The organism is Mucilaginibacter sp. 3215 (genome assembly GCF_050433785.1).
Taxonomy (GTDB): Bacteria; Bacteroidota; Bacteroidia; order Sphingobacteriales; family Sphingobacteriaceae; genus Mucilaginibacter.
This window is the reverse complement of sequence record NZ_JBNPWO010000003.1, coordinates 433989-450768: the sequence shown is the minus strand read 5'-3', so window position 1 is coordinate 450768 and position 16780 is coordinate 433989. Positions and strand designations below refer to the sequence as shown.

The following is a 16780-nucleotide window of genomic DNA, read 5'->3' as shown; positions in this document are numbered from 1 at the left end:
ATATTGTTGGTTGACGATCTGCCTGCTGAGCCCCGGGCTTGCAGGGGCGCAGGTTGTTTTGCCTAAAATATTGGGCAACAATATGGTATTGCAGCGTAATGCTCCCGTGCCCGTTTGGGGAACAGCCTCGCCGGGCGAAAAGGTAACAGTAAAGTTTGCTAAACAAACAAAGGCAACTACGGCCGATGCGGCGGGTAAATGGATGGTAAAGCTCGACGCGATGCCCGCATCAGCCAAACCATCAACATTAACTATAAAAGGTACCAACACTATCCAACTGCAAAATATATTGGTAGGCGAGGTATGGCTCTGCTCCGGCCAATCGAACATGCAGTACGAAATGCGCAAAAACAGCAAAGTGAAAAGGCCGGATACCAGCACCGCAAACTCGCCTGTTGATGAACTTAACCGCGCGCATACCCCGCAGATCAGGATTTTCCTGGTTACGCAGAAAAACTTGTTAAAGCCCGATTCTAACCATTCGGGATGGAGTGTGGCCGAAGATTCGGCTTTGAGGGCTTTTTCGGCGGCGGGGTATTTCTTTGCTAAAAACCTGCAGCATGATTTGAAAGTGCCGGTAGGTATTATTTCATCGGCGGTGAGCGGCAGCAGGATTGAGCCCTGGGTATCACAGGAGGGTTTTGATGCCATTCCGTATTTTAAGGCCAACAACATTAAAATTGAGGGTGATCCCGGTAAGTTCTACGCCAAAATGATTGAGCCGGTTGCCCCCTTTGCGCTGAAGGGCTTTTTATGGTACCAGGGCGAAAGCAATTGCTTTTTAGGCGAAACCATCAGTTATACCTATAAAATGGAGGCGCTCATCAACAACTGGCGTAAGCTTTGGGCCGATAAAACATTGCCATTCTATTACGTGCAGATAGCGCCGTATTACTACACCCTGGGAAAAGGCCCGGTAACTTACACGCCCTTTACCGAACCTGAATTGCGCGAAGCACAGGCTGCCGCCCTGCAAATCCCGCATACAGGGATGATCATCACTACTGATCTGAACGATGATCTTAAAAATATCCACCCGCCATTTAAATGGGAGATAGGCAGGAGGTTGGAACTGCAGGCGCTCGCTAATACCTACAAAAAGCCGGTAGTTTTTTCGGGCCCGGTGTATAAAAACATGAAAATAAACGGCGATAAGATCGTCCTTGAGTTTGATCATGTGGGCACCGGATTGGTAAGCCACGACGGGAAACCACTTACTGATTTCACCATTGCCGGTGCCGACGGAAATTTTGTCGCGGCCACGGCCACAATAAAAGGAAACACGGTTGAGGTATCAGCCCAATCGGTTACCAAACCTGTAGCCGCGCGCTTTGCCTGGTCGGAATCGGCTCAGCCTAATTTTTATAATAAGGAGGGGTTACCTGCCGCGCCATTTCGCACGAATAACCCTTTGAAATTTACTTTAACTGCTAACTGAATATATAAATGAGATCTGCCTGCTTTAAAATATGGATTGCTTTACTGTTTGTTATTAACTGGTCGGTAAGCCGTGCCCAGGAAACACAAAAGCTGTTCCTGTCGGGTACGGGGAGTAATCATACTGTAAACTGGCAGTTTTATTGCACCGCTGGCAATAATTCAGGCAAATGGACTACCATTCCGGTGCCATCAAACTGGGAGTTTCAGGGTTTTGGAAAATACAACTACGGTCTTGCTAAGGATAGTTTAAGAGGCAAGGAACAAGGGCTATATAAATATGAATTTAATGTGCCCGCATCATGGCGGGGCAAGGCTGTCAACATTGTTTTTGATGGCTCGATGACCGATACGGAGGTGAAGCTAAACGGTAAATCGGCCGGGCCAATTCACCAGGGATCATTTTATCGTTTTAAATATGATGTAAGCGCGTTGCTTAACTACGACAAATCAAACCTGTTAGAGGTAACGGTATCCAAACACTCCGCCAATGCATCAGTAAACGCAGCCGAGCGCAAAGGTGATTTCTGGATCTTCGGCGGGATCTTCAGGCCTGTATTTTTGGAGGCCGCCCCTAAATCGCACATCAGCTATTATGCCGTTGATGCCAAAGCCAACGGGAATTTAAAAGCACAACTGCGGCTGGTATCTGTAAAAAGCGGCACGGTAACAGGGCAGGTGTATACCTTGGCGGGGCAAAAATTTGGTGCCCCATTTTCTGTTAAGGTTAATGCGGGTGATACTGTTGCCAATCTAAGCACACATATTGCTTCGCCTAAATTATGGTCGCCGGAGTTTCCTAACCTGTATAATGTGGTGTTTGCCCTAAATGAAAATGGCAAGCCTGTTCATACGGTAAAACAACGGATTGGTTTCCGTACGGTTGAATTGAGAGAGCATGACGGCATTTACGTAAATAACGTCAAGATCAAATTTAAAGGGGTAAACCGCCATTCATTCTGGCCAACTACGGGCCGGGCCTTAAATAAAAAAGTAAGTATTGGGGATGTTCGGCTGATGAAGGATATGAACATGAACGCCGTACGCATGTCGCACTACCCGCCCGATGATCATTTCCTGGATGTGTGCGACTCGTTAGGTCTTTTTGTGTTAGATGAGCTTACCGGCTGGCATCATGCTTATGACGATGTAGTTGGTTCAAAATTAGCTAAGGAACTTATTGAAAAAGATATCAATCACCCATCCATCGTGCTATGGGATAATGGTAACGAAGGAGGTTTTAACTTTAACCTCGATCATTGGTTTGATGAATTGGATATTCAAAAACGTCCGCTCATTCATCCCTGGGGCATCTTCCGCGGAACGAATACACAGCATTATATCAATTATGATTATGGCACCAACACCGGTATAAACGGTCACGATATATTTTTCCCCACCGAGTTTTTACACGGCTTGTACGATGGCGGCGCGGGTGCCGGATTGGGTGATTTCTGGAAACAAATGTGGCATACACCAATTTCGGCAGGTGGTTTTATCTGGGATTTTGCCGATGAAGCTGTGGTGCGTACCGATAAAAACGGAGAATTGGACAGCGATGGCGATCATGGTCCCGATGGTATTGTTGGCCCTTACCATGAAAAAGAAGGCAGTTATTATACCATTAAGGAAATCTGGAGCCCGGTTTATCTCGAACCCCGCGAAATAACTCCGGCATTCAATGGGACATTACGTTTAGAGAATAGATATTCCTATACAAATCTTAAACAATGCACATTCAGCTATAAACTGGCAACACTTAATGGAGCCAGTTCAGTAAATAAAACAGGTACTATTGCTTCACCAGATGTTGCGCCGGGGCAGTATGGAAACCTGCAGCTACAATTACCTAAAGATTGGCAGAATTTCGATGTGCTTTATGTATCTGCTCTTGACGTAAACAAGCATGAACTGTTTACCTGGAGCTTCCCGGTGAGCAATCATGATAAGATCACTAAGCGCATCATTACCAAAACCGGCGGAAGCAAGGCTGTAATTGCTGAAACAGATTCGCTGTACAAGGTGAAAACCAGTAACGGGATCGAGCTGGCGTTTAACCGCAATTCGGGCATATTGGTTAGTGTGAAAAACGCCAAGGGCGATATCCCTTTTAACAATGGTCCTGTGTTAGTTGAAGGGCAGGATCAAACAGGTTTTGAAAAGCTCAGCTATCATTACGAAGGCGATAACCTCGTGGTTGAAGCCGTATTCCCGCCCAAAAAATCCGAGCCTTTGTTGAGGTGGACGATCTACCCATCGGGCTGGGTGCAGCTTGATGTTAAATACTGGCCAATTGGTGAGGATGCCACATTAATGGGCGTTAATTTTTCCTTCCCCGAAAAAGATATCAAAGGTGTTACCTACATGGGCGATGGTCCTTACAGGGTATGGAAAAACCGTACGAAAGGTACATCATTGGGGGTTTGGGATAAAACCTACAACAATACCATAACCGGGCAGGGTAAAGTTGTTTACCCGGAGTTTAAAGGCTATTACTCCAACCTGTACTGGATGAAATTGCAAACCACCGGGCAGCCGGTAACCATTGTTTGCAACAGCCGCGATGTCTTTATGCGCCTGTTTACACCTGCAAATCCGGCAAAGGTTTACAACACAGCTCCGGCCTTCCCATCGGGCGATATCTCGTTTATGCATGGCATAACGCCGATAGGCACCAAATCGCAAAAGCCTGAAAAACTGGGTCCGGGCGGGCAAAAAAACCAATATTTTAATTACGACAGGAATATAGAAGACGCACTTTCGCTGAACCTGTATTTCGACTTTTCGGGCAAATAATTGATGAAAAGGTTAGGCACACATATAGGTTTGGCTGTGGCGGTTATGTTAATCTGCCTCGGCAACTGCTATGCGGATACCCGTATCGGTTTACAAAACCTGAAATGTGAAATGCTGAACAATCCTTTAGGCATCGGCACCGGTAAGCCCCGGCTTAGCTGGCAGATCACCAGCGACACGCGGAATACCAACCAGGTGGCCTATCAAATTTTAGTGGCCTCATCTCCCGAAAAGCTAACGGAAGGGCAGGGGGATCTGTGGGACTCGCATCGAATAAAGTCTGCTGAATCTATCATGATCAACTATGCGGGCAAAGTGTTGAACGGCCGTGCTACATGTTTCTGGAAAGTCAGGGTATGGACAAATAATGGTGCAAGCGGCTGGAGCCAGCCCGCTAAGTGGAGTGTGGGACTTTTAAACCCCGCCGATTGGAAGGCTAAATGGATTGGTTGCGACCGTGGTTTTTCCTGGGATAGCGTGTCTAAGTTCTCGCGTCTTTCGGCACGTTATTATCGCCGTGGGTTTAGTTTAAATAAAGGGATCAAACGCGCTACTGCTTATATAGTTGGTTTGGGACATTACGAGCTGTATGTGAATGGGAAAGCCATTGGTAGTCAGGTTTTAGCAGAGGCGCCAACTGACTATACCCAATCCGTTAAGTACAATACCTTTGATGTTACCGGCTACCTGAGGCATGGCGATAATGCCATCGGAACGGTATTGGGCAATGGCCGTTATTTTACCATGCGGCCAAAATATAAGCCTAAAAAGATCAAAGAATTTGGGTTTCCTAAAATGCTGCTGCAACTGGAGGTGGAATATACTGACGGGACAAAGCAAACCATCATAAGCGATGACAACTGGCATTTTACTGCCGATGGCCCCATCCGCACCAATAACGAGTATGATGGCGAAGAATATGATGCCACTAAAGAATTTCCGGGATGGAACAGTGCTGGTTTTGATGACAGCCAATGGCTTAAAGCCGAGCTGGTGCCGGCTCCCGGTGGCAAGCTTGACGCGCAGATGAATGAACCGATCAGGGTGATGGATACCATTAAACCTGTCAGTATCAGTCAGCTTAAAAAAGATGTATGGATCCTGGATCTGGGGCAAAATATGGCGGGTTGGGTACAGATGCGTGTAAAAGGAAACCGGGGCGATAAAGTAACCCTTCGTTATGCGGAAACACTGCAACCCAACAATGAACTTTATGTTGCAAATCTTCGCGATGCTAAAGTAACTGATGTTTATACACTTAAAGGTGGAGCAGAAGAGATCTGGCACCCGGTATTTGTATATCATGGATTCCGATATGTAGAGATCAGCGGTTATCCCGGTAAAGCCGAATTAACCGATTTTGAGGGGCACGTGGTTTACGATGCCTTGCCGACCATCGGTCATTTTGAAACATCTAACGCCATCGTCAATAAGATCTATCACAATGCATATTGGGGCATCCTGAGCAATTACAAAGGTATGCCTGTAGATTGCCCTCAGCGTAACGAACGCATGCCCTGGCTGGGCGACAGGGCGGTAGGTTCGCTTGGCGAAAGCTTTGTATTTGCCAACGGTAATTTCTATGCTAAATGGCTGGATGATATAGCGCAATCGCAAAGGCCGGATGGTGCAATACCTGATGTAGCCCCGGCTTACTGGAATTACTACAGCGATAACATGACCTGGCCCGGCACTTATATCCTGGTGGCCGATATGCTTTACCGCCAGTTTGCCGATAAAGCGCCCATTGAAAAACATTACGTCTCCATGAAAAAATGGATGGATTATATGCGGATTAAGTACATGAAAAATAACATCGTCACCAAAGATAAATATGGCGACTGGTGTGTACCCCCCGAATCATTAGAACTGATCCATGCCAAAGATTCATCGTTGAATACTGATGGACAGCTGATAGCCACAGCCTATTACTATCACTTATCCGGCTTGATGGAAAAGTTTGCGACAATGCTGCATAAACCTGCTGATGCACAGTTTTTTGTCAGTACGAAGCAAAATGTAGCCAGGGCGTTTAATGATAAGTATTTTAATAAAGCCACATCTAAGTACAGCAACAATACAGTCACCGCCAACCTGTTGCCACTGTACTTTGGGATCACGGCAACAGCCAATAAACAGGCAGTATTCAAAAATATAGTAGCTAAGATCAATGAAGCGCATGATCATATCAGTACCGGCGTAATAGGCACGCAATGGCTTATGCGCGGCCTTACCGAATTTGGCAGACCCGATCTGGCCTGGAAAATTGCCTCTAACACCACCTACCCAAGCTGGGGCTATATGGCCGAAAGGGGGGCAACCACTATTTGGGAATTATGGAATGGCGATACTGCCAATCCGGCCATGAATTCCCGTAACCACATCATGTTGCTGGGCGATCTGATAGCATGGTTTTATCAGGACATAGCGGGGATAAAAACAGTTAATGCCGGTTTTAAACAAGTGGTTATGCAGCCTGCAATTATTAATGGTTTAGATAGTGTTAATACCTCATACCAGACGGCTTATGGTATTGTGAAAAGCAGTTATACCCATACTAAGGGAAGTTTTAGCTGGCATGTTACTGTGCCGCCAAATAGTTCGGCATTGGTTTATGTGCCGGCAAAAAATATGAATGAAGTAACTGAGGGCGGGAAGAACGTATCCGCTATAAAAGATATTAAACAGGTAAAAATGGAGAATGGCGGAGCCGTGCTCAATATTGGTTCGGGCGATTATGATTTTGAAGTAAAATATTAAAGCAACATTTGATATGAAAAAATTAAATAGGATGGGTGTCATGCTGATAGTCTTATTATCGCTGTCGGGCACGTTGAAGGCCCAGGAACAACAGGCAACTAAAGCAGCTCCATCTCCCAAAGCACTGGCCAAAGCAGATGCTGAAGTGGATAAGAAAGCCTCGGATTGGGTTGCCTCCTTATCGCTTACGGACACAGCAAAGGCTACCCGGGTGAAAAATGTAATAGCAACCCACCTCAAAGCTATCCGCGACTGGAATAATAGTCATTCGTATGAGTCAGTACCGGCAGGTATTGATCCGGCTACCGGCAAAGCTTTGAGCACTATGGACAGGCAGATTATCATTAATTCGTCGCTGCCAAAATCGGTACATGAAAACCTCATGGCTGGTTTGCGTAACGACCTTACCGAAGAACAGGTTGAAGCCGTACTTGATAAATACACCATTGGTAAGGTAGCCTTTACACTGGCCGGTTATAAAGCGATTGTACCGGATCTGACACCTGTTGAAGAAGCAGCGATCCTCGCTAACCTGAAGCAGGCCCGCGAACAGGCTGTCGATTTTAAGAATATCAAACAGGTATCGGCCATTTTTGAGATTTACAAAACCAAAAACGAGCAATACCTCAACAGCAACGGCCGTAACTGGCACAAGCTATACGGTGATTATACTAAAGCCATCATCGCGAAAAAAGCTGCTGACAAAGCAGCAAAGGATAAAGCCGCCAACCAAAAATAATTGTACTATGTTAAAAAAAATCTTGTTCGCCGGTGCGGTAAGCTGTTTATTCATGATCACTGCCTTTGCTCAAAATCCATGGCGCAAGGGGATTGTGAAGGATGAGTTTATATATGATAAAGCACCGTACCCGGAGTGCCATGCGGCAACCATAGTCGAAACACCAACCGGCCTTGTGGCCTCATGGTTTGGCGGCACTAAAGAACGCAACCCCGATGTATGTATCTGGGTTAGCAGGTTTGTTAAGGGCAAATGGACAGAAGGTATCAACGTAGCCAACGGCATCCAGAACGATACTTTACGCTATGCCTGCTGGAACCCGGTGTTGTACCAGGTGCCCAAAGGCGAGTTACAGCTTTACTACAAAATAGGCCCAAGCCCCGCAAAATGGAAAGGTTTTGTGAAAACATCTAAAGATGGCGGCATCACCTGGTCGGAGCAAAAAGCCTTGCCCGAAGGATTTTTAGGCCCTATCAAAAACAAACCGGTATTGCTTAAAAACGGTACACTGTTGAGCCCGGTAAGTACGGAAGGAAAGGCTTGGCAGGTGCATTTTGAAGCTACCAAAGATTTTGGCAAAAACTGGACAATGATAGGCCCTATCAGCGATGGTAAAGATCTGAAGGCCATACAGCCCAGTATTTTAACTTATAAAGATGGCAGGCTACAGGCGCTTTGCCGTAGCCAGAATAGGGCGATATTGAGCACATGGTCCAAAGATGGGGGACAAACATGGTCGCCTTTGGAAAAGACCAGTTTGCCGAATAACAACTCCGGTACTGATGCTGTGACCTTGAAAGATGGCCACCAGTTATTGGTTTATAACCATGTTTTGCCCCCGGGAAACCTGGCTAAAGGTGCCCGCACGCCATTAAATGTCGCTGTATCTAAAGATGGTATTACCTGGTACGCAGCGTCGATCCTGGAGGATTCACCAATCAGCCAGTATTCTTACCCATCGGTTATCCAAACTTCGGATGGGATGGTGCATGTGGTCTACACCTGGCGCAGGCAAAAAATAAAACATGTGGTTATCGATCCGGCAAAATTAGAGATGAGGGAAATAAAGGATGGCGTTTGGCCTAAGGTAGATGGTTATATGCCGCCGGTACAGGTTGGGGAGACTAAGGATTTGTAAGGAGTGAGGATAGTATCATTAGGCAACTCGGTTGATAAGTAAACCGGGTGTCATGCTGAGGCCCTCGAAGCATGGTGGGCGGGCCTTTGCGTGCGACCCTTCGACAGGCTCAGGGTGACAGCCCTGTGTGAAGAGTGAATTTGCATGGCGTATACATCAGGGTCCTCTGTGAGAGACCCTGATGGGACGGTGAAAATACGGTATGTAGAGACGCATCACATGTGTCTCCTTTAGGATAAGCAAATATGACTGGCACACGGAAGACGCATGTGATGCGTCTCTACAAAAAAATAAAACGATGAAAAAACTGATCTATACACTGATAACCTGCCTCACAGCAATGAGTTTCACTGTCCATGCGCAGCAAACTACCGATGCCATGTACAGGAAAACCCTGAAGGAGGTGCTTGATGAGGTGCAGGACAAATATCATGTAAAGATCAAATACACTGCTGCCCAGGTTGATGGCAAATGGGTTAACTACGCGCAATGGCGTTTGAGGCCTGATGTAGATACCACGCTGGCCAATATCCTTACCCCACTTGATCTGAAGGTGAATAAAGAAGCCCTCGGCAGGTATAAGCTCAAAGAATATGAATACTTCCGCTGGTCGGTAAGCGACGGCTGGAAGGAGCTTGACAGGATAGCCGCCCAATATCATGACCGTGACACCTGGGAGCAACGCAAGGCCATATTAAAACCGGAGCTATACAAAGCTTTGGAGTTATCGCCCCTGCCTGCGAAAACAGCTTCAAAACCAATCATCACCCCTAAAAGGATCTTTGACGGTTACACAGTTGAGAATATCGCCATTGAAATACTGCCTGGTTTGTACATCAATGGCTCGCTGTACAAACCACTGAAAATAAAAGGTAAGATTCCGGTGATCTTAAGTCCCGATGGGCACTGGGAGCACCAGCGTTACCGTGCCGATTGCCAGATCCGTTGTGCATCGCTGGCGCGGATGGGGGCGATGGCTTACAGTTATGACCTTTTTGCCTGGGGCGAATCTTTGCTGCAATTTAAGGATGAAGATCATCGTCGCAGCCTGGCGCAAACCATCCAGGCGCTGGGCGCTATCCGGATATTGGATTATGTGCTATCCCTTAAAGAAACCGACCCGGAACGCGTTGGCATTAGCGGCGGCTCGGGAGGCGGAAGCCATACCGTTTTAATGACGGCACTGGATGACCGGATCAAACTAAGCGCCCCGGCTGTGTCGGTGTCATCTTATTTTTACGGGGGATGTCCTTGCGAAAGCGGCATGCCTATCCATCAATGCGGCAACGGAACAGATAATGTAGAATTGGCCGCCATGGCAGCGCCAAGGCCTCAACTCCTGATCTCCGACGGGCAGGACTGGACAGCCAATATGCCCGAGCATGATTTTCCTTACCTCCAGAAAATATATAGCTATTACGGAGCTACAGATAAGGTAGAGAATATGCACCTGCCTAATGAGGGGCATGATTTCGGTCCATCAAAACGGGCCGCGTTATATGCTTTCGTAGCTAAAAACTTCCATTTAGATCTTAATAAAATTAAAGACAGCAGCGGCAATTTCGATGACAAAAAGGTCACCATCGAAAAAGAACCTGCCATGTATGTATTTGGTGATAAGGGCGAAAACCTCCCCGCAAATGCTATAAAAGGTTTTGATCAGTTAGAAAAAGTATTCGCACGGGCAATAAAAAAATAGGTTATGAAAAATAGATTGATATCAGGTTTTTGGATAGGGGTAATGGTGTGTGCTTTTGGTTTGCCATCGATCGCTCAAACTACTTCAAAGCAGCATTATAAAGTAGCGGTAGTTGATTTGATGATCCTTAAACGGCAAAAGTTAGGTGCATTTCAGTTAGCTAAAGAGATTGGTGCAGATGGCGTAGAGGTAGATATGGGAGGCCTTGGCGATCGCGAAACATTTGATAATCAACTGGCGAAAGATTCGATTAGAAATGTATTCCTGAACAAGGCAAAAGAGCTGAACCTGGAAATCCCATCCATGGGCATGACCGGTTTTTTCGCCCAATCATTTGCCGAACGGCCAACAGCGGTCAAAGCTGTTACCGACTGTATCAACACCATGAAACAAATGGGTGTTAAAGTGGGCTTTTTGCCGATGGGGATAAAAGGTGACCTGATGAAATTCCCCGAACTGCGCCCGGCTATTGTTTCCCGCCTGAAAGAGGTTGGCAAAATAGCCGAAACGGCAGGAGTTGTAATAGGCATTGAAACAGCGCTGGATGCCAAAGGCGAGTTGCAGCTATTGAAAGATATAGGCTCGCCTGCCATCAAAAGCTATTTCAATTTTGAAAACGCCATCAGGAACGGCCGCGATCTGGATAGCGAGCTGAAAATTTTGGGTAAAAAACACATTGTTCAGATCCATTGTACCAACGATGATGGCGTTTGGCTGCAAAACGACCCTAAAATCAACATGGAGCATGTAAAGGCCACTTTAGATAAAATGGGCTGGACAGGCTGGTTAGTGATTGAACGCTCGCGCGATGCCAAAGACCCACGTAACGTGAAGTGGAATTTCAGCGCGAATACCACCTATGTAAAATCAATATTTCAGGCTAAGTAATTAACGTAAATGAATATTCGCCGCATAGTTGTTTTGTTAATGCTGTTAAATGTTAGTTTGACAGGTAGCCTCTTTGCGGTCGAAATCTGGGTATCACCTAAAGGCTCCGATACAAATACCGGCACCCGCGAACAGCCGCTGGCAACTGTAGCCATGGCCATCAGGAAAGCCCGTGAATTGAGGCGGTTGAATTATACATCGATAAAAGGCGGTATTTATATCAGGGTAGCAGCCGGAGTTTATTACCTGGATGAGCAATTATTTATTCGTCCGGAAGATTCCGGTACCACCGATAGCCCGACCATTATTGAAAGCGAGGGCATTGGTAAAACTGTTTTAAGTGGTGGTATTAAGGTAAATGGATGGCGTAAAGTAAATTATGCCATCCCCGGTTTGCCGGCAGAAGCTAAAGGCAATGTTTGGGTTGCCGATGGCCCTGTTATTGGCGATGAACCTTTGCAATTCAGGCAGCTATGGGTGAATAACGAAAAGGCCATTCGAGCCCGGGATACCGAAGCACCGTTTATGAACCGCATCCTTTCCTGGGATCATAAAACGCAAACTTGTGTGATTCCATGGTCGGCATCGGCGGACACATCTCACCTTGAAGGTATGGAGATGTTTATCCACCAGTGGTGGGCTATTGCTATTTTACGGGTTAAGACTATTAAGGTAATGGGCGATAGCGCGCGCTTATCATTTTATCAACCCGAAAGCCGCATCCAGTCAGAGCACCCCTGGCCCGCACCCTGGATCTCCAAAAAAACGGGGAATTCGGCGTTTTATCTCAACAATGCTATCAGCTTTTTAAACAAACCCGGCGAGTGGTATCATGACCGCAGAACTAATAAAATATATTACATCCCCCGTAAGGGCGAAGATCTGCAAACAGCCACGGTAATCGTTCCGCAATTGGAAACATTGGTAAAAATGCAGGGCACTGTTGATAACCCTGTTAACTATATCAGCTTTAAAAATATCAGTTTTGAACATAGCAGCTGGCTTCGTCCCTCAAAAGAAGGCTTGGTCCCGCACCAGGCCGGGATGTATATGCTGGATGCCTACAAATTGAAAATTCCCGGTACGCCGGATAAAAAAGGATTGGAAAATCAGGCATGGGTAGGTCGGCCAAAGGCAGCGGTTGAGGTGGCTTATGCTTCACGTATTACCTTCGATGGTTGCGGTTTTGAACATATGGCCTCAACTGGGCTGGATTTTCAACGCGGTACACACCATGATGTTGTTAAAGGCAGCTTGTTTAAAGATATTGGCGGTACCGCGGTACTCGACGGAGTTTATTCGGACGAAGCTCAGGAAGTGCACCTGCCTTACAATCCAGGCGATAAACGGGAGATCTGCACTAATGATACCATTGCTAACAATTTAATCACCGACGCTACCAACGAAGACTGGGGTAGTGTGGGCATAGGCGCGGGCTATGTCAAAGGCATCAGCATAACACATAACGAGGTTTGCGACGTAAACTACACCGGCATCAGCATGGGCTGGGGCTGGACTAAGACTGTTAACGCCATGAGCGATAACCGCATCATCGCTAATAAAATACACCATTATGCCCGCAATATGTACGATGTGGCTGCCATCTACACACTATCTGCACAGCCCGGTTCGGTTATCAGTGATAATTATGTGGATAGCATTTACAAAGCACCTTACGCGCATGATCCACAGCATTGGTTTTACCTGTATACCGACGAGGGTTCGTCATACATCACTATCAAAAACAATTGGTGCCCGGCTGATAAGTTTCTGAAAAATGCTAATGGTCCCGGTAATGTTTGGGAAAATAACGGTCCACAGGTTGATGCTGCTGTAAAGAATGCAGCGGGGTTGGAAGCGACTTATAATTACCTGTTTCAATACCTTAAGGTAAATCAGGATAACTGGCCCATTAATCATAAAACAGAATGAAAGTATTAAGAGCATATATCGTATGGTTTACAATGGTCTTGTTGTTGCCTGCATTGAATATAAAGGCAGCTTCAAATCCTTATACTATTGTTGAAGTGACTGGTCCGCAGGGTAAGCAACTCAACTACGCTCCGTTGTTGAATATCGCCCGCAAGCAGGGGCTGCCGGCTTCGGCCGTTTACCATTGGGATAACCATCTCATTGTTTATGGCAAGCATTTAAACACAGCATCCATCAAAAAAAACGCCCAGGCAGCATACCCCTCGTGCCAGATTACGGTTTATAACAACCCGTTTTATGATTTTAACCGCAGGCTTCGTTGTGGTGGTAAGGGCATTGCCAAACAATGGGATAATATTATACTAACAGCAAACCTGGTTGCTGATGAGCGCATGCAACACGAATACATCGATTATCACGCCACGCAGTTTAAAAATTGGCCCGAGGTCTCCAATGGTTTTTGTAATGCAGGTTTTCAGCAATTACTGGTGTTCAGGAATGGGCGCCGATTGATGCTGGTGATCAGTATCCCGAAAGGAAAAAAGCTTGAGGACCTCAATCCTAAAACCATCGAAAATAATCCGCGGGTAAATGATTGGAACAGGTTGATGAAGAAATACCAGGAAGGTGTGCCCGGCACCCGGAAAGGTGAGGTTTGGGTGTTTTTTAAACAGGTAACGGACAATAGCGACACTAAACGATCATTATAAGAATGAAAATAGGAATATTAGGATTAGGCGAAGGGCGCAGTACCATGTCGGCAGTATTGAAAAGCGAAAAGCTTGAACTGAAAATGGTATGCGATATGAATATTGAAATGTGTAAGCACCGCGCAGAAGAGTTTAACTTTCATAACTATACCACCAGCTACCAAGACATGCTCAATGATGCCGAAATAGATATCATTGCCATTTATACGCCCGATCATCTGCATGCTGAACATGTTAAACAGGCGTTATTGCATGGCAAGCATGTGGTATGTACAAAACCTTTTATTGACGACCTGAGCAAAGCTGCCGAACTGCTTGAACTGGTTGAGCAAAGCGGCAAAAAAGTTTTTGTAGGTCAAAGTTCACGCTTTTTTGAACCGATGAAAAAGCAGCGTAAAGATTACGAGGCAGGTTTAATAGGGGATTTGATCACTGTGGAGGCTTATTATCATGCAGATCATCGCTGGTTTTTAGAGAAGCCATGGTCGCTACAACAGGCCTTTAAATGGCTGTACGGTGGCTTAAGTCACCCGGTTGATTTTATCCGCTGGTATTTGCCGGAGATTGAAGAGGTGATGGGCTACGGTATGCTAAGTGCCAACGGTGCAAAAGGCGGTTTGAAGAACCCGGATACCATGCACTTTATTTTCAAAGCTAAGGATGGCCGCATTGCCCGTGTTAGCGGCTGCTATACTGGTCCGGTGCAACCCGTTACCCGCGACAGTGAAATGAGCTGTATTTTACGCGGCACCGAGGGCTGCAGTCAGGGCGACTATATGGATTTGCGCTATGCCATCACTGATAATACCGGCGAAGAACGCATCATCACCTGGGAACATAAGCTGAAACATTACTTCAGGTTTGAGGGCAAAAGCCACCACGCCGGGGAGTATCAAAATTACCTCGAATACTTTGCCGATAGCATTACTGAAGGTTACACCGCTTACCCGGATATTAAGGAAGGTATCGGCACAATCGCCCTCCTCCAGGCTATGGACAGATCATTGCAAAGCGGCAAACCCGTAAAGGTTGACGAGATCCTGACTGAGTTTAATTTAACCGTAAACGAGTTAAGCGCATGATCCTGGGCATGAGCAATATTGTATCGCGCCTCACGCTGTTGGATTATTCGGTTGTGGCCGTTTATCTGATTATCTTGATGATAATCGGGTTCCGCGCCAGTTTTAGTGGTAAAAACAAAACAGACGAAACACTTTTCCTCGCCAATAAATCATTGGGGTGGGCAAGTATTGGCTTTAATATGTGGGGCACCAATGTTGGGCCTTCCATGTTGCTGGCCTTTGCCAGTATAGGTTACAGCACGGGCATCGTGGCCGTCAATTTCGACTGGTATGCTTTTGTTTTTCTGATGTTGCTGGCATTGGTATTTGCGCCAAAATATATTGCTGCCAAAGTATCAACCATGCCCGAGTTTATGGGGAACCGTTACGGCGATTCGACCCGTAATATCCTAGCCTGGTACGCGCTTATCAAAATGCTGATCTCATGGCTATCGTTAGGTTTGTTTGCCGGTGGATTTTTAGTGAGGCAGATACTGGGCATCCCCATGTGGCAATCGGTTATCGTGTTGGTGTCATTTGCGGGCTTGTTTGCTTTTACCGGCGGTTTAAAGGCTATTGCCAAAGTGAATGTTTTCCAGATGCTGCTGCTTATCGGCGTATCGCTCACTCTGACCGTTTTGGGCGTAAGTAAAGCGGGCGGGTTATCGGCAGTATTCCATCAAACGCCCGCAAATTACTGGAACCTTATCCATCCGGCCAGCGATGTTAAATATCCATGGTATGCAATTTTGCTGGGCTACCCGGTATCGGCTGTCGCTTTTTTCTGTACAGATCAGGCTATGGTGCAATCGGTATTGGGCGCTAAAAATCTGGAGCAGGGACAGCTTGGAGTTAACTTTATTGGCTGGCTCAAAATATTATCGCTGCCGCTGTTTATCCTCACGGGTATTTTGTGTTTCATCCTGTTCCCGTATTTGAGCGATCCGGCATTAGCTTACATGACTATGGTTACCAATCTTTTCCCTCCGGGGATGAACGGGCTGGTTATTGTGGTGTTGATTGCCGTTTTGATAGGTACCGTCGGCTCTTCGCTCAACTCACTGAGTACGGTGTTCACCATGGACATTTATGCTGAAAAGATCAACCCCAATGCCACTAATAAAGACCTTATCCGTGTAGGGCGATACACTGTAATAGGTGGATGCCTGTTTGCCATAGGCATGGCGCTGGCTATCGACAGCATCAAAGGGCTTAATTTGTTCGACGTATTTCAATCGGTATTGGGCTTTATTGCGCCGCCGCTGGCTGTAGTTTTCCTCCTTACTGTTTATTGGAAACGCACTACCCGCAAGGCGGTAAATATCATTCTTTCTGCGGGTTCGGCTTTTAGTTTGGGTACCGGTGTGGTTTACCTGTGGGTGTTACCGCCAGATAAGTACAGCTTTTGGCCGCATTATCTGATGCTGTCGTTTTTCATATTTGTGTTCCTGGCGGCATCTGCCGTTTTGATCTCGCTGCTTGACAAAACACCGGCTGTTTACGTGGCCGATAAATCTGAAACAGAAAATACTGCAAAGCCCACCCGGCGTGTAAAAATAGCCTGGCTGCTGCTCTCGATAGTCATGATTGCTTTATACCTCATTTTCAACGGACATTAAA

At 46.4% G+C, this 16780-nt stretch carries 11 protein-coding genes; all 11 read left to right on the top strand.

What is annotated here, in order from left to right; all coding sequences use genetic code 11:
- Nucleotides 1–10 precede the first annotated feature (10 nt).
- Nucleotides 11–1438: a sialate O-acetylesterase gene (locus ABIC84_RS08250; RefSeq protein ID WP_429263271.1), complete on the top strand. Its 1428-nt coding sequence runs from the start codon at nt 11–13 to the stop codon at nt 1436–1438.
- A gap of 8 nt (nt 1439–1446) precedes the next feature.
- Nucleotides 1447–4233 carry a glycoside hydrolase family 2 protein gene (locus tag ABIC84_RS08245; protein WP_429263270.1) on the top strand — a complete coding sequence of 929 codons (2787 nt, stop codon included), beginning with the start codon at nt 1447–1449 and terminating at the stop codon, nt 4231–4233.
- A gap of 3 nt (nt 4234–4236) precedes the next feature.
- Nucleotides 4237–6993, top strand: a complete 2757-nt coding sequence (locus ABIC84_RS08240; protein WP_429263269.1) for a family 78 glycoside hydrolase catalytic domain — start codon at nt 4237–4239, stop codon at nt 6991–6993.
- A gap of 13 nt (nt 6994–7006) precedes the next feature.
- Nucleotides 7007–7732, top strand: coding sequence for a DUF3826 domain-containing protein (locus ABIC84_RS08235; protein WP_429263268.1), 726 nt, complete (start codon nt 7007–7009; stop codon nt 7730–7732).
- Between the two features lie 7 nt (nt 7733–7739).
- Nucleotides 7740–8870 (top strand): sialidase family protein, encoded by a 1131-nt coding sequence (locus tag ABIC84_RS08230; RefSeq protein ID WP_429263267.1) that lies wholly within the window; start codon nt 7740–7742, stop codon nt 8868–8870.
- A 298-nt stretch (nt 8871–9168) separates the two neighbouring features.
- Complete coding sequence (locus tag ABIC84_RS08225) at nt 9169–10569, top strand: acetylxylan esterase (RefSeq protein ID WP_429263266.1); 1401 nt, start codon at nt 9169–9171, stop codon at nt 10567–10569.
- Nucleotides 10570–10572: 3 nt separating this feature from the next.
- Nucleotides 10573–11457: a sugar phosphate isomerase/epimerase family protein gene (locus ABIC84_RS08220; RefSeq protein WP_429263265.1), complete on the top strand. Its 885-nt coding sequence runs from the start codon at nt 10573–10575 to the stop codon at nt 11455–11457.
- Nucleotides 11458–11466: 9 nt separating this feature from the next.
- The gene (locus ABIC84_RS08215; RefSeq protein ID WP_429263264.1) at nt 11467–13389 is read left to right on the top strand and encodes a hypothetical protein; all 1923 of its coding nucleotides are present in this window, start codon (nt 11467–11469) and stop codon (nt 13387–13389) included.
- On the top strand, nt 13386–14099 hold the full coding sequence (locus ABIC84_RS08210) for an L-rhamnose mutarotase (protein WP_429263263.1): 714 nt from the start codon (nt 13386–13388) through the stop codon (nt 14097–14099). The genes ABIC84_RS08215 and ABIC84_RS08210 overlap by 4 nt, the downstream gene beginning before the upstream one ends.
- A gap of 2 nt (nt 14100–14101) precedes the next feature.
- Complete coding sequence (locus ABIC84_RS08205; protein ID WP_426581144.1) at nt 14102–15181, top strand: Gfo/Idh/MocA family protein; 1080 nt, start codon at nt 14102–14104, stop codon at nt 15179–15181.
- Nucleotides 15182–15189: 8 nt separating this feature from the next.
- Nucleotides 15190–16779: a sodium:solute symporter family transporter gene (locus ABIC84_RS08200; RefSeq protein ID WP_429263262.1), complete on the top strand. Its 1590-nt coding sequence runs from the start codon at nt 15190–15192 to the stop codon at nt 16777–16779.
- Nucleotide 16780: the final 1 nt, after the last annotated feature.